The organism is Streptococcus infantis, assembly GCF_047464615.1.
Classification (GTDB): Bacteria; Bacillota; Bacilli; order Lactobacillales; family Streptococcaceae; genus Streptococcus; species Streptococcus infantis_Y.
Map to the genome: position 1 here is coordinate 55113 of NZ_JASHBO010000007.1, position 13643 is coordinate 68755.

The 13643-nt window shown below is 40.5% G+C and carries 12 protein-coding genes, 1 tRNA gene and 2 pseudogenes; 6 read left to right on the top strand and 9 right to left on the bottom strand.

The window, feature by feature from the left end:
- Window positions 1-245 precede the first annotated feature (245 nt).
- From QM450_RS05275 to QM450_RS05310, 8 genes are all read right to left on the bottom strand, one after another.
- Window positions 246-914: an MIP/aquaporin family protein gene (locus QM450_RS05275; protein WP_414319900.1), complete on the bottom strand. Its 669-nt coding sequence runs from the start codon at window positions 912-914 to the stop codon at window positions 246-248.
- A 109-nt stretch (window positions 915-1023) separates the two neighbouring features.
- On the bottom strand, window positions 1024-1815 hold the full coding sequence (locus QM450_RS05280) for a DUF2785 domain-containing protein (RefSeq protein ID WP_414319901.1): 792 nt from the start codon (window positions 1813-1815) through the stop codon (window positions 1024-1026).
- A gap of 355 nt (window positions 1816-2170) precedes the next feature.
- Window positions 2171-3967, bottom strand: a complete 1797-nt coding sequence (pepF, locus tag QM450_RS05285; RefSeq protein ID WP_414319902.1) for an oligoendopeptidase F — start codon at window positions 3965-3967, stop codon at window positions 2171-2173.
- Window positions 3968-3977: 10 nt separating this feature from the next.
- Window positions 3978-4721: a 16S rRNA (uracil(1498)-N(3))-methyltransferase gene (locus QM450_RS05290; protein WP_414319903.1), complete on the bottom strand. Its 744-nt coding sequence runs from the start codon at window positions 4719-4721 to the stop codon at window positions 3978-3980.
- Window position 4722: 1 nt separating this feature from the next.
- Window positions 4723-5673, bottom strand: coding sequence for a 50S ribosomal protein L11 methyltransferase (gene prmA / locus QM450_RS05295; RefSeq protein WP_414319935.1), 951 nt, complete (start codon window positions 5671-5673; stop codon window positions 4723-4725).
- Between the two features lie 136 nt (window positions 5674-5809).
- Window positions 5810-6283 (bottom strand): GNAT family N-acetyltransferase, encoded by a 474-nt coding sequence (locus QM450_RS05300; RefSeq protein WP_414319904.1) that lies wholly within the window; start codon window positions 6281-6283, stop codon window positions 5810-5812.
- A complete protein-coding gene (locus tag QM450_RS05305; protein WP_414319905.1) occupies window positions 6280-6708 on the bottom strand; it encodes an NUDIX hydrolase in 429 nt (142 codons plus the stop codon). The genes QM450_RS05300 and QM450_RS05305 overlap by 4 nt, the downstream gene beginning before the upstream one ends.
- A gap of 9 nt (window positions 6709-6717) precedes the next feature.
- Window positions 6718-7188: a DUF3013 family protein gene (locus QM450_RS05310; protein WP_414319906.1), complete on the bottom strand. Its 471-nt coding sequence runs from the start codon at window positions 7186-7188 to the stop codon at window positions 6718-6720.
- 115 nt (window positions 7189-7303) lie between these two features.
- On the opposite strand from QM450_RS05310, the gene QM450_RS05315 reads away from it, so the two are divergent.
- The 4 genes from QM450_RS05315 (at window position 7304) to QM450_RS05330 (ending at window position 10159) form a co-directional block, all read left to right on the top strand.
- Window positions 7304-8575: a replication-associated recombination protein A gene (locus QM450_RS05315; RefSeq protein WP_414319907.1), complete on the top strand. Its 1272-nt coding sequence runs from the start codon at window positions 7304-7306 to the stop codon at window positions 8573-8575.
- A gap of 264 nt (window positions 8576-8839) precedes the next feature.
- Window positions 8840-8912: transfer RNA gene (locus tag QM450_RS05320), tRNA-Lys, on the top strand.
- Between the two features lie 96 nt (window positions 8913-9008).
- Window positions 9009-9425 carry a helix-turn-helix domain-containing protein gene (locus QM450_RS05325; protein WP_235084148.1) on the top strand — a complete coding sequence of 139 codons (417 nt, stop codon included), beginning with the start codon at window positions 9009-9011 and terminating at the stop codon, window positions 9423-9425.
- A gap of 218 nt (window positions 9426-9643) precedes the next feature.
- Window positions 9644-10159: a DUF308 domain-containing protein gene (locus QM450_RS05330; protein WP_021767032.1), complete on the top strand. Its 516-nt coding sequence runs from the start codon at window positions 9644-9646 to the stop codon at window positions 10157-10159.
- 544 nt (window positions 10160-10703) lie between these two features.
- Here QM450_RS05330 and QM450_RS05335 read toward each other — a convergent pair.
- A pseudogene (locus QM450_RS05335) lies at window positions 10704-11045 on the bottom strand (T6SS immunity protein Tdi1 domain-containing protein); the annotation flags it as partial.
- 102 nt (window positions 11046-11147) lie between these two features.
- Between QM450_RS05335 and QM450_RS05340 the strand changes: the two are divergent.
- Together QM450_RS05340 and QM450_RS05345 are read left to right on the top strand one after the other, a co-directional pair.
- The gene (locus tag QM450_RS05340) at window positions 11148-11990 is read left to right on the top strand and encodes an aldo/keto reductase (protein ID WP_070888836.1); all 843 of its coding nucleotides are present in this window, start codon (window positions 11148-11150) and stop codon (window positions 11988-11990) included.
- Window positions 11991-12153: 163 nt separating this feature from the next.
- Window positions 12154-13298, top strand: a pseudogene (locus QM450_RS05345) (low temperature requirement protein A).
- Window positions 13299-13643 lie beyond the last annotated feature (345 nt).

Sequence of the window (13643 nt, forward strand, 5' to 3'; positions counted from 1 at the left end):
ATTTTTTAGAATTCACAGTGTACCGTTTTGTATTTGATCTACTATAAATTTAAAATTGAAAAAATGTTTATCTAGTGGATTGAAATAAGATATGAACAGAGAGATTAGAAAAGTCAAACTAATTTCTAGAAATATTTTTAGCAGTTGTAGTGTACTATTCTATATTCAATCTACTATATTGAGTATCAACAGATACGAAAAAGCCCTGTTCCTCATCATGAGGAGCAAGGCTTTTTGAGTTTCAATTATTCTTCAGTTCCAAGAAAGTTTTTAGCAACAAGAGCTGCAAGAACTCCACCAACGATTGGTGCAAGGATGAAAATCCAAATTTGTTGAAGGGCTGCGCCACCTACCAAGACAGCAGGAGCCAAGCTACGAGCTGGGTTTACTGAAAGTCCAGTAATGTTCAAGCCAGCTAGAATCAAAGCTGTCAATGACAAACCGATGACCAAACCAGCGATTGCGCCATTACCTTTGCTTGCTGAAGTTACAGTCATGATGACCAAAACAAACAAGAAAGTTGCAATTGTTTCAAATAAGAAACCACCAAAGACAGTTACTCCATTTGCCAAGGCATTTTCACCAAGACTTGCAGTTGACATACCTGAATTTGCCAAGAGGAAGAATACAGCTCCAGACGCAAGGAAAGCACCAACCACTTGACCAAGAATGTAGTTTACAAGCTCTGAAGATGACAAACGTTTGTTAACAAACATAGCGATAGAAACAGCTGGGTTCAAGTGAGCACCTGAAACAGTTCCGATTGAGAAGGCTGCCACTACGATTGCCAAACCAAAGGCAAGAGCAATCCCAAGGTGTCCAAGGCCTTCAACACCATTTCCAAAAACAACAGCTCCTGTTCCGATGAACACAAGCATAAAAGTACCGATTAATTCAGCAACAAATTTTTTCATGTTAAGTCTCCTTTTTTCAAACTATGTATTAGTCTATCAAAAGAAGGAAAGGGTTTCAAGAAATGTGCTTGGAAACATTGTGTAAGTTTTCACATTTGATAATCAAAATCTAATATTGGAAAGATTGAATAGCTTCTTTCAAGTCATCTTGTAAACTATTTCTCTGGTCGAGTTGAACATAGACTTCTAAGAGACAGGATCTGAAATTGGAAAATTTATAAAAATCTTCCCTCTCTTCTATCGGAAAATCAAGTGACTTTATCCAAGAAGCCAGTGTCGCTTGCTCCACCTTGCCTTGCAAAATAGGTTCGTAAAGGACTCTGGCCAAGCGCCAGTCCTCATCATCTATAAATCGAACCGAAATTCTTTGAAACATAGGACCAAGGATCTCAAACACCTCATCAATTCGACTTGCAGAAATGTCTGGATGACAAACAACTTCAGTCAAAAGATCAGCCCCATGAGCAAAAGCATGCACCCAACCATACTGGCTTGAAAAACCTGTCGTATCCTCTTCTTTTTCAAGGTAATGCAACCCTTGATCGAGCATCGTATTTCTGATTTCAGTTTTAAGCACTTGATAAAAAAGAGACTGTTCATTGCCATCGGCAGATAAGAGATTAGCATAAATAAGGGCCCTAAAAGAACGTTCAGGCGTTGAAGCTCCTGTCTTATCAATCTCTTTATCTAGGCCACCATCAGAGACAATCTCAGCAGCGATCAACTGAAATTGCTCCTTGGTAAATAACTCTTCTTGAATCCCCCTAGCCAGACTAGTAAAAACCAATGCATCGCGAATTTCTGGACTCGGATCCCCTATGTGCTCAAGCAACCACAGGAGTTCTTCTTGACGATAACTCGGTTTTTCTTCTACTACTTTTCTTTTCAATTCTGGATACATCTGCCCACCTCTTTTTATGAGTTGTCAAAAAATCATCCGCAGATGACTTTATATTAAATTCTTAAGGAAATAGAATCTGGGATAACTGGTCTAAAATGAAGTAAATAACTATCAGTAGTAGCTCTACAGCAAGTTCAAATTTAACATCACGACCTTCAACGGCGTTTTTGAAAATAGCTACAGCTAGTCCAATTATAATGACGCTCAACAAACCCAGGAGCATTATTCTATAGTAGATTGAAATAAGATATGAACAGAGGAATTAGGAAAGTCAAACTAATTGCTAGAAATATTTTTATCAGTTGTAGTGTACTGTTCTAGATTCAATCTACTATAAAACAGCCTTTCTATTCCTTTACTCCCCCAACTCCGCACTATAGGCGATAATCTGGTCAACTGTGTCAGACAAGAATTGGATGGTATCACGAAGTGGTTTATCTGTAGAGATATCTGCTCCGATAATCATAGCTGACTCAAGCGGTGTCTTGCTACCACCTGATTTGAGGAGATTGAGCCAGTCTTCAGCTCCAGTTTCTGAATGTTTCAGATGGAGGTAACCTGCAGTCGAGATGACTAGTCCTGCTGAGTAGGTGTAACTATACAAGCCCATGTAGTAGTGAGCTTGGCGCATCCAAGTCAGAGCTGCATCATCGTCAATTTCAATAGCATCTCCCCAGAATTCGGTCAAAACTTCCTTCATAATGCTGTTGAGTTTGCTTGCTCCGAAAGTTTCTCCTTCTTCAATCAATGTATACACCTTACGCTGGAAGGCTGCTTCCAAAAGGTGAGTGATAAAGTTATGGAAGTAGGTGTCTGTCAAGCGGTGAGCAAGGGCGAAACGTTTTTGACGAGGGTCATCAGACTGGTGCTCTAAGTAGTCACTGAGGAGCAATTCATTGAAGGTCGAAGGCGCCTCGACATAGTAGGTCGACATGTGGGCATTAAAGTAGCTTTGGTGATTATCTGAAAAGATGAATTGACCAGAATGCCCGATTTCATGAATCAAGGTATAGACATCACTCAAACGACCTATCCAGCTCATAAGGACATATGGATGCACGCGATATGGGTCCGCTGCATAGCCACCAGAATCCTTGCCACTATTGGCAGCAAAGTCCACCCAGCGCTCTTCTTGATAACGAGCAACTTCCTGACAATATTCTTGTCCCAAAGGTTCTACGGACTTCATGACCAAATCATAGGCGTCGTCAATAGTCACTTTAGGATTAAGGGAGCTATCCAAGTCCAATTTCCAGTCAGCAAAAGTCATCTTTTCAAGACCATTCACCTTGGCAACATGCTTGAGGTATCTCTGAGCAACTGGCGCAAAGTCCTTCATGATGAGGTCAATCTGGCGGTCAAACATGGCACGGTCCACTTCTTGCTCAGCCAGAAGATAATCAAAGACGGAGTCGTAGCCCTTCATGTCTGCCAACAGTTTTTCAGACTTGACTTGGGCTAAATAAGCTGCCGCAGCCGTATTTTGGTGCTTACGAAGGCCTGCTGAGAAGGAACGGAAGGATTTCTCACGAACCTCAGCATCCTCGTGGTTTTGATAGAAATTCTCATAGGTCACAAAGCTGTTTTTGTAGGTTTTGCCATGAGCTTCAAAGTCAGCCATTTCAAAGTCTCCAGCTCGCATCTTAGTGTAGATATCCTGTGGACTGTAGAAAACTTCACCCAGATTGGTCAAGGCCTTCTCCACATCTGCCCCTAGATAGTGGGCTTTTTTGATTTTGGCCTGACGAATAGCTGCTGTTAAATGTGGCAGCTCACCCAAACGGTTCAAAACTTCCTCATCTGCTGCCACCAAGGCATCGTCAAAGAAGGTCAAGGCTACGCTGGCATCTGTTTCAAATTCCATCCCAGCTTGGGCGATATTAGCAAATTCTTCGTTGCTATAGTCTGTCGTCTGAGGCATAAAGCCATAGTTGCCAATATGGCTCATCTGAATGTAGATTTGCTCCAATTCCGCAAAAGCCTTCTCGAAATCTTCAAAAGTATGCAGATTGCCCTTGTAGTCACGGCTAAATTGGTTGATATCTTCGCGAGCCTTTTCAATCGCACGCAAGAAATCCTCACGGTCTTGGTATAGGGCTGTTAAGTCCCAGAGTTCCTTTTCTGGAAATTCTGAACGATGTTTTTGTTCCATTTTCTTCCTCTTATTTCTCTAATTCTAATAAAACACTAAGGGCTGATAAGGCGTAAAGCGGTGCTGTTTCTGCTCTTAGAATCCGAGGCCCAAGTCCTGCCAGAACAGCTCCTTTAGCTTCAAAACTTTCAATTTCCGCAGGTGAAAGACCACCTTCTGGTCCAAAGATAAAGAGCAGTTTTGCTCCTTTTTCCAGTCCAGCGACTACTTGCAAGAGCGCAGCGGCTTCTCCCTCTTTTGCTGATTCTTCATAAGCCACTATGATAGAGTCAAACTGGTCCAGCTGGGCTAGAAAATCTGCTTTTTTCTCAAAAAGCTTGATACTTGGAACCAGATTACGCTTGCTTTGCTCGGCTGCTCCAAGGGCGATTTTTTCTAGTTTCTCGACCTTTTTGCCCAATTTTTTGCCGTCCCACTTGGCAACGGACCAGTCAGCAGGGAAGGCCCATATCTGGCTAGCACCTAGCTCTGTCACTTTTTGAGTGATGAACTCCAGCTTGTCCCCCTTGGGAAATCCTGATGCGATGGTCACTTGGACTGGCAGTTCCACATTATCAGCTAACGCTTGGACCAACTCAAACTGACGATTTTCCACATCCAGCACGCGCGCCAAGCGCTTGATCCCATCATCAAAAACTAAGGTAACCTGGTCATCTTCTTTCAGGCGCATAACCTGAAACATGTGCTTGCTGGTTTCCTTGTCCTCGATGGTGATAGGAGAGATTGCACTACCCTTGACAAAGTATTGTTGCATGCTAGCCTCCAATCACACCGGAGATATCCTTGGTCTTCTTAAAGACGCAGGCATTCCATTCCCCTTGAATCATGTGGGTTTCAAGGAAAAATCCAGCTGACTCAGCCGACTCACGCACCATGTCCCACTTATCCTTGATTATACCACTCATGATCAGGTAGCCTTCATCCTTGACCAAGCGATAAGCATCATCCGTCAGATGAATGAGGATGTCCGCCAAAATATTGGCCACGATGACGTCAGCTTCAATCTCAACCCCCTTAAGCAAATCACCTGCAGCTACATGGATGTTTTCCATACCCGGGTTGAGCTCAATATTTTCCTGAGCGACGCGAACCGCTACATCATCCAAGTCATAGGCAAAGATTTCCTTAGCGCCAAGAAGTGAGCTAGCAATGGAAAGGACCCCTGAACCAGTCCCCACATCCAGCACTGTTTCCCCACCGCGAAGGACCTGCTCCAAGGCAAAAAGGCTCATCTTAGTCGTCGGATGCGTTCCTGTCCCAAAGGCCATCCCTGGATCTAGCTTGATAATCTTTTCTCCTGCTGTCGCTTCATATTCTGTCCATGACGGAACGATGGTCAAGTCATGGGTGATGCGTGCCGGTTCATAGTATTTCTTCCAGTTGTCGGCCCAGTCTTCCTCAGCCAAGGCAGTCGTGCCAATCTTGATTTCTCCTAAGTCCATAAAGTCGGTCAATTCTAAGAGACGAGCCTGCAAGTCCGCTTCCACCACTGCTACATCAACTGTGTCAGGGTAGTAGGCAGTCACCACGATTTCTTCCTGTTGCTCGACTTCTGGGAAAATCTCACCAAAACGGTCCACATTCCCCACATAGTCCATGCTATCTTCGATCGCCACCCCTTGGGCGCCCAGCTCAATCAAGAGGTTAGAGACTAACTCCTCTCCCTCACGCTTCACTGTAACTTTTAACTCTTGCCATGTTTCCATCATTAAGATACCAAGCCCGTAAAACACAAAGCCAAATAGGAAATTCTCTGAAGACGCTTGTGTCTAAGAGACATTTATCTTTTTGGCACAGTGTTTAGGGCGGGTTCAGTTTAGAAATGTAACCGAACCATCCTTTCTATTTGTCAATCAATTTTTTCATGTAAACCATATCCATACCTTCTTTTTCAGGCTCGATATGAGTTTGACGGTAGCCATTTTTCTCATAAAAGGCGATCATGCCCGCATCCTGTAATACCGTACACAAATCCCACTGTTTAATCATTGGAAATTCCTTTTCCAGTAATCTCAATCCTTCAGAACCATAACCTTTTCCTTGATACTGGGGCAAAATCGCTGCTGTTCCCAACCAAGCTTTCATTAACTCTTCATTAGTCTGAATTCGTAAAAAACCAATCTTTTCTTCATCTTCTTTTACAAAGTAGTAATAGCTATTGGGACGCTCGACCAATTTCCATTTGATTCGCTCGCGATCTTCTAGATAGGGATCATATTCATCATGGTATTTTTCATAAACTGCTTTAAAACTAGCTCTCTGAATAGCAATAATGGTTTCTAAATCTTCTGCTCCTGCTCTCTCAAGTCTTATCATAAACTTTCCTCCAAATAATCCCTCAATCTCCCCTGGAGCTGAGGTACTGCCTGTTTAGACTTCAAAAACTCCTCAATAGGCATCAGTTTATAGGCCTGCCCTTCATCTCCAAAAGTGATATTGTCAAACTGATCCTGACTTAGCTGCCCAACCATAAAGACCGACTGTCTGCCTTCATAGAGCATGCTGGGAAAGACCTTGCTCCAAAGTAGACAATCTTCGGTCAAATGAATGCCTAGTTCCTCATAAACTTCACGCGCTACGCACTCAAAAGGGCTTTCGTCCCCTTCACGACCTCCACCTGGCAATTCCCACATGTTGGGGCAAGGGATATTGTCCTTGTCATCACGTAAGATAGTCAAGACCTTATCCCCACAAAAGAGGGCAATCTTGCAGCCTGTGAAATCTGAAATGTCTATATCCACTACAATCTCCTAATATCTCGGATAAGGGTAAAATTCTCCTTCTTCCAAGCCTGCTTTCCCTTCTTCAAAGACTTCTTGGTTCCATTCCATGACGAATTCTTCTGCTTCTGGGTCTTCCAAGAAGTCCATGAGGGCATCTAGTCCAACCTCGGCAGTATCTTTAAGGAATAGTGCAAAATAAGCTAAAAATTCACGAGAAAAACCTTTTTTAGGAAGGTAAGGGATAACTGTCAAATAGTCTTCCAGATTGACTGTTGACCCGGCAGGATTGTAAAAGAGCACCGCCTCCTCAAAAAGGATATCGTCTGATGACACCTCCCCGTCCTCGTCCAGCATCTCCACTCCTGCAGGATTTTGCGCTTCTAGTAAAAAGCTCACTTCTACTGCATGATTACGCTTGTCCCAACTAATCTCATAGTCAAAAGGAAAGTTTTTGTCCAACTCTTCCTGTAAAACATCTAAAAATCCGTATGTTGCCATTTTGTCCTCTTTCTATACGACTCTTAAATCGCCCCGAATACTCGGAAATATGCTAAAATAGATACTACCATATTACCACATTAGTATCAGAAAATCCATGTTAGAAAGGACTGCTATGCCAGACAATCTCGCGCTTCGTATGCGCCCCAAAACCATCGACCAGGTCATCGGTCAAGAGCATCTGGTGGGCCCAGGAAAAATCATCCGTCGCATGGTGGAGGCCAACCGTCTATCATCCATGATTCTCTATGGACCTCCAGGCATCGGAAAAACCAGTATCGCTTCGGCCATCGCTGGAACGACCAAATATGCCTTTCGGACCTTTAATGCCACTGTTGATAGTAAAAAACGTCTTCAAGAAATCGCTGAGGAAGCAAAATTCTCAGGAGGGCTTGTATTGCTACTAGACGAAATCCACCGTCTCGACAAGACTAAGCAAGACTTCCTCCTTCCTCTCTTGGAAAGTGGATTGGTTATCATGATTGGGGCGACAACGGAAAATCCTTTCTTTTCTGTCACTCCAGCCATCCGCAGTCGTGTTCAGATTTTTGAGTTGGAACCTCTGTCTAACCAAGATGTCAAAGAAGCCATTCAAATCGCCCTGACTGATCCTGAACGAGGTTTTTATTTCCCAGTTGAGTTAGATGATGATGCCCTTGATTTTATCGCAACATCTACCAATGGAGACCTCCGTTCTGCATTCAACTCGCTGGATTTGGCAGTTCTTTCTACTCCGGCAAATGACGAAGGAATCCGCCATATCACGCTCGATATTATGGAAAATAGTCTCCAGAGAAGCTACATTACTATGGACAAGGATGGAGATGGACATTACGATGTTCTATCCGCTCTACAGAAATCCATTCGAGGTTCGGATGTGGATGCTAGCCTCCACTATGCTGCTCGCTTGATAGAGGCTGGTGACCTACCTAGCTTGGCACGTCGTTTGACGGTAATTGCCTACGAAGATATCGGCTTGGCCAATCCCGATGCCCAGATCCATACCGTAACTGCTTTGGATGCTGCACAGAGGATTGGGTTTCCAGAAGCTCGCATTCTCATTGCCAATGTCGTCATTGATCTGGCACTCTCGCCCAAGTCAAACACAGCCTATGTGGCTATGGATAAGGCTCTGACCGACCTTAAAACGTCTGGTCACTTACCAATTCCAAGACACCTGCGAGATGGTCACTATAGCGGTAGCAAGGAACTGGGCAATGCGCAAAACTACCTCTATCCACATAGTTATCCAGGCCACTGGATCAAGCAAGATTATTTGCCAGAAAAAATTCGCGACCATAGCTATTTCTCACCAGAAGATACTGGAAAATACGAACGAGCCCTAGCTCAGCGCAAGGAAACCATTGATAAATTACGAAATTTGTGAAATCCTTTCCAAATAATTACATTTACCCCTTGATTTTTTTTGAAAAAGTGGTATTATATAAACATAGAAACGCTGTGGTGTACGACCTCACACTTAAGTGTTGACCGACTATTTTTTGTATTATTAGGGAAACAAAAGTCTTCTAACAGCATGTAGGCCGTCTCACACGGAAACAGCTTCAGTTAGAGCGAGTTGCCCACCTGCTTAATTGCGCGGGTTCAATACAAACCGTGAAGTTTCGGCACCAATACAGCTTTTTTGTTTGCCTCCTTAGCTCAGCTGGCAGAGCAGCGGACTCTTAATCCGTGGGTCACAGGTTCGATCCCTGTAGGGGGCATCTAAATCAACAGGAAAAAGCCTTTATTTATAAGGCTTTTTTGCTTGTCTATAACTGATTTGCCCCATCATTTGCCCCACATTTTTTTTATGAGCAATCTTTCCAGACATCTCTGATTATGAAAAACAAAAAAGCTATCCTACCTTTGCAAATTTGGATAAGATAGCGGAATATTTTAATGCAACTCCAACCCAACTCTTTGGAACGAGTAAAGAGATTGAGTTAGAAAAGAGTGTTCTTGAATCTAATGAATACTCTGATAAAGTAAGTGAAATCTTAAAAGCTGTCAAATACATCGAGCATTTCCTACATACTGATGGACAGTACTTAGAGGATTTACTTTACCTAACAAGAGGCAACCAACTATACACAGAAGATGGAAAAGAGTTGTATATTGATCCAACTTCTCAGAAAAGAACACTTCATACCCAATATGAACCTGGTTTTATTGAAGCAAGAGATAAATCTCCACTAGAGCTCTTAATTGAAAATAAGGAATTGTTTGATAAATAGAAAAAGCGAGGATAACCTCGCTTCAGATTGAAGTTAAAATCTTTAGAAGACACTTTTATAAGGACTTTGTCTTCAATCTGTGAAAAGGAGTGAAAACTCCTTTTCTTTTTGTAAGTCAGACTGAAACTTCCAAATTGTTTATTTATTTTATTGACATTTTCTATAAAAATAAGTACAGTAGTTTTATTAGAAAACTATACTATATAGGGGGTATTGAAATGAAATTTTCTAATCGTTTACTGCTATTCCTTGCAGGAGTTGTTTTTGTCCTTTTAGGACTTTTCCTATTTACAAACCCAGTAGCTAATCTTGTTGCTTACAGCTGGTGGATTGCATTTGATTTACTGGTTTCTTCTATAGCAGCTATTTTAGGCTATTTCTCTGCACCAAAAGAGCTTCGCTCACCTGTTTATCTTTTCCAAGGATTTGTTAGTCTTCTCTTAGCTCTTTACCTCGTTGCTTATGGCTTTTTGACCCTGCCGGTCGTCATTCCGACCATTGTAGGAATTTGGTTAATTGTAGAAGCCATTATTGCTTTCTTTAAAGGCAATCGTCTAGGATTGATTTTCCCTATTATTGGTAGCAATATCACGTGGGTAGCCTTGCTTGAATTTTTACTAGGTCTAGTGATTCTGTTCAATCCAGTGGCTACAGGTGTCTTTGTCGTTTATGTCATTGCCTTTGCATTTTTAGTTACTGGTTTCACCTACATTATTGAGGTCTTTCGTAAATAGTCTAGTTGCTATTTCTATCGCATTCAAAAAAGCTGGGAAATCATATTCTCAGCTTTTTTGTCTCTTTAATTATCACTTTTTCGCATTCCATTCTGCGTAGAAATTTGTTTTTCCATTTTATTCTCCAATTTGATCTCGCACTGACATTTATTTATAACAAAACTATATATCTAGAATAGCATAATCATTAGGTATTATAGGTTTTCAAACAAAATACGAGTCATTCGTTTTTGCCCCACTTTTGCCCCATTTTTAAATCCTGACATTGAAAATACCTAAAAGTATTTCCCTAAAATCAGCTATATTTCAACATTTTTGTTTATTTTCAATATGAAAAGTTCTTACAAATCCATGTAGGGGGCATCTAAACAACAGGAAAAAGCCTTGATTTATAAGGCTTTTTTGCTTGTCATTTTGTTTTTTATACCAAATTTTGTACCAAAAAGTTTATATTCACAAAATAAACGAGTCTCATCCAAAGACTCGTTATTTATCTCACACTCGTTTTCGTCGAAAAAACCACCTCGAAGGTGGTTCCTTTCTATCAATCGTCCATCACTCCGCCTGTGAGTTGGTACATGAGATAAATGTGCTCCAGGACTTTGACTTTATCCATATGTTCCACATCTTTAAAGCCTCCTAATGCTAGTAAAGGAACAAAACCGAAACATTGGTTATATGACAAGGGACCATGTTTTAACACAGCCTGTCTATATAAATCCAGTTCAAAGTTATCAGTCACATATGAGTTATCTAAATACTGAAGAAAATATTTCAGGCTCTTGATAATAATGTCGCAGTCTTGAAGATTTTATTTTACAATACCAACAAATTCATTCTCTTCCCAAGTAATAATATCTCCAAAGGCTGTTACGAACATCGGAAAAAGAAGTAAGGAACTATTCATAATAATAGCCGTAGCAAATCTTTGCATTTTTGTCTTATCTTTTTTAAGATAGTACTATTAAAAAAAGAAAAGGTGAAAATCATGGAAACATATACGCTTGCAAATGGGGTTGCTATTCCTAAAATTGGTTTTGGAACTTGGCAAATTGCTGAAGGCGAAGAAGCCTATAACAGCGTTAGCTTCGCACTTAAGGCTGGTTACACACATATTGATACCGCACAAATTTACGGTAACGAGGTTTCTGTAGGTAAGGCGATTGCTGATAGTAATTTGGCACGTGAGGATATTTTCCTAACTACCAAACTTTGGAATGATAAGCACGATTACGAGTTGGCTAAGACTTCTATCGATGAGTCTCTCGAAAGACTCGGTGTGGATTATTTGGATCTTTTGCTTATCCATTGGCCAAATCCAAAGGCACTTCGTGAGAATGATGCTTGGAAGTCTGGTAATGCAGGCGCTTGGAAGGCAATGGAAGAAGCCTACAAAGAAGGTAAGGTGCGTGCTATCGGTGTGTCTAACTTTATGCAACATCACCTAGAAGCTCTTCTTGAAACGGCTGAAATTGTGCCACATGTCAATCAAATCCTCTTGGCTCCAGGTTGTGACCAAAAAGACTTAGTTGCCTATTGCCAAGAGCGCGATATCCTTCTTGAAGCCTATAGTCCACTAGGTACAGGTAGCATTTTTGGAAATGAAGATGTTGAAGCAGTGGCTGAACGTAACGGTAAATCTGTAGCACAAGTTGCTCTGCGTTGGAGCCTTCAAAAAGGTTTCTTGCCACTACCTAAGTCTGTGACACCTAAAAATATTGAAGCCAACTTGGATATCTTCGACTTCGACTTATCAGAGGAAGATATGGCAGTCTTGGATAAGATTCAAGGCATCAAAACTCAGAATGATCCTGACACAGTTAATTTTTAATAGGATTTTAAGCAACTCGTCAGGGTTGCTTTTTCAAGTAAATGACAAAAGAAGTCAAGGTTTTGACAATTCGCGTCACATGAAGTTATTTAAGCATCTCCTTTTTCTTTATTACCATTTTCTGTTATAATAAATTGTACTTCTAAAATAGAAAGGTCTTAAGATGACAACTCTTGTTAAACATAAACGTGTAGAATTTTCAGAACTTTTTATGACCTAGTGTTTGTTTTTGCGATTTCAAAAGTAACTGCTTTAATTCACCATCTTCATAACGGTATTTTGACTTGGAATTCTTTGCTTGATTTTTTCATGTCTGTCTTGCTTCTCACTGATTCATGGATGATTCAAACCGTTTATACCAATCGCTATGGAAAGAACTCTTTATTTAACATGGTAATCATGTTTATCAAAATGGGACTTTTACTCTTTATATCCAATTTGATTAAAGATGATTGGCAACAATATTTTCATTATGTCTGTTGGGCTATTGGTACATTAACCCTTACCTTATTTTTTCAATATTTGGTTGAGTTTTTTAAAAAATCAACCGATAATGTTCATAGGGAAAGTATCAAAGGTTTTCTATGGATAACAGGTCTACGAAGTTTAGAAATCTATCTAGCAGCTCTTCTTCCTATTTACATTGGAGTCTATATCCTTTATGCTAGTATTCTGCTAACATTTATTACGCCAATTACCTCGATTAGTAAAGATGATCATTTCCAGATAGTTCTCCCCCATTTAATCGAGCGCATCTCCCTTCTTGTCATTATTACGTTTGGAGAGATGATTATGGAGCTAGCTAACTTCTTTACAATCGAGAATTTCTCGATTTATTCGGTTCTTTATTTCATTATTATGATTTCTCTGTTCTTGTTTTATTTTGGTCAATTCGACCATGCTATTGATGAAAAATCTAATCAAAAGGGGCTATTTCTAATTTACAGTCACTATCCTATTTTCATTGGGCTTATGATGATGACTGTATCGATGAGTTTTCTTCTGAATCCTGAAGCTAATCGTCTCTTTGCAACCAGCTTCTTTTATATCGGAATTGGCCTCTTCCAAGCTGCTGTCCTAGCAAATGGGCCCTATAACAAACACTATCTTCGCTATTCGAAAAGTTACTACTGTGTCCAAGCTACACTCTATCTGGCTGCCTTGATTCTCTCTTTAATCTTTGCTTCTAATCCTATAATAGTAGTAAGTATTACAACCATTTTAGCTCTAGCTATAGCTATTCATTCTATTTATTTTTATATGACACAGACTAAAAAATATTCCAAATCTAACTGGGGGATATTTTAATGAGTTTATAACATTAAAAAGCTTTGGGAACCAAGGCTTTTTTTTCATTAATTTGTTTTTCCATTTTATCCTCCGATTTGAACTCGCACTGACATTTATTTATAACAACACTATATATCTAGTATGGCATAATCATTAGGTATTATAGGTTTTCAAACCAAATGTGAGTCATTCGTTTTTGCCCCACTTTTGCCCCATTTTTAAATCCTGACATTGAAAACACCTAAAAGTATTTCCCTAAAATCAGCTATATTTCAACACTTTTGTTTATTTTCAATATGAAAAGTTCTTACAAATTCATGTAGGGGGCATCTAAATCAACAGGAAAAAGCCTTGATTTCAAGG

Bases quoted from the DNA above. Each gene is read 5' to 3' on its own strand.
- QM450_RS05300 (WP_414319904.1), bottom strand. From the start codon at position 6,283: ATGATAAGACTTGAGAGAGCAGGAGCAGAAGATTTAGAAACCATTATT.
- QM450_RS05315 (WP_414319907.1), top strand. From the start codon at position 7,304: ATGCCAGACAATCTCGCGCTTCGTATGCGCCCCAAAACCATCGACCAG.
- prmA (WP_414319935.1), bottom strand. From the start codon at position 5,673: ATGGAAACATGGCAAGAGTTAAAAGTTACAGTGAAGCGTGAGGGAGAG.
- QM450_RS05290 (WP_414319903.1), bottom strand. From the start codon at position 4,721: ATGCAACAATACTTTGTCAAGGGTAGTGCAATCTCTCCTATCACCATC.
- QM450_RS05330 (WP_021767032.1), top strand. From the start codon at position 9,644: ATGAAATTTTCTAATCGTTTACTGCTATTCCTTGCAGGAGTTGTTTTT.
- QM450_RS05280 (WP_414319901.1), bottom strand. From the start codon at position 1,815: ATGTATCCAGAATTGAAAAGAAAAGTAGTAGAAGAAAAACCGAGTTAT.
- QM450_RS05340 (WP_070888836.1), top strand. From the start codon at position 11,148: ATGGAAACATATACGCTTGCAAATGGGGTTGCTATTCCTAAAATTGGT.
- QM450_RS05310 (WP_414319906.1), bottom strand. From the start codon at position 7,188: ATGGCAACATACGGATTTTTAGATGTTTTACAGGAAGAGTTGGACAAA.
- QM450_RS05275 (WP_414319900.1), bottom strand. From the start codon at position 914: ATGAAAAAATTTGTTGCTGAATTAATCGGTACTTTTATGCTTGTGTTC.
- pepF (WP_414319902.1), bottom strand. From the start codon at position 3,967: ATGGAACAAAAACATCGTTCAGAATTTCCAGAAAAGGAACTCTGGGAC.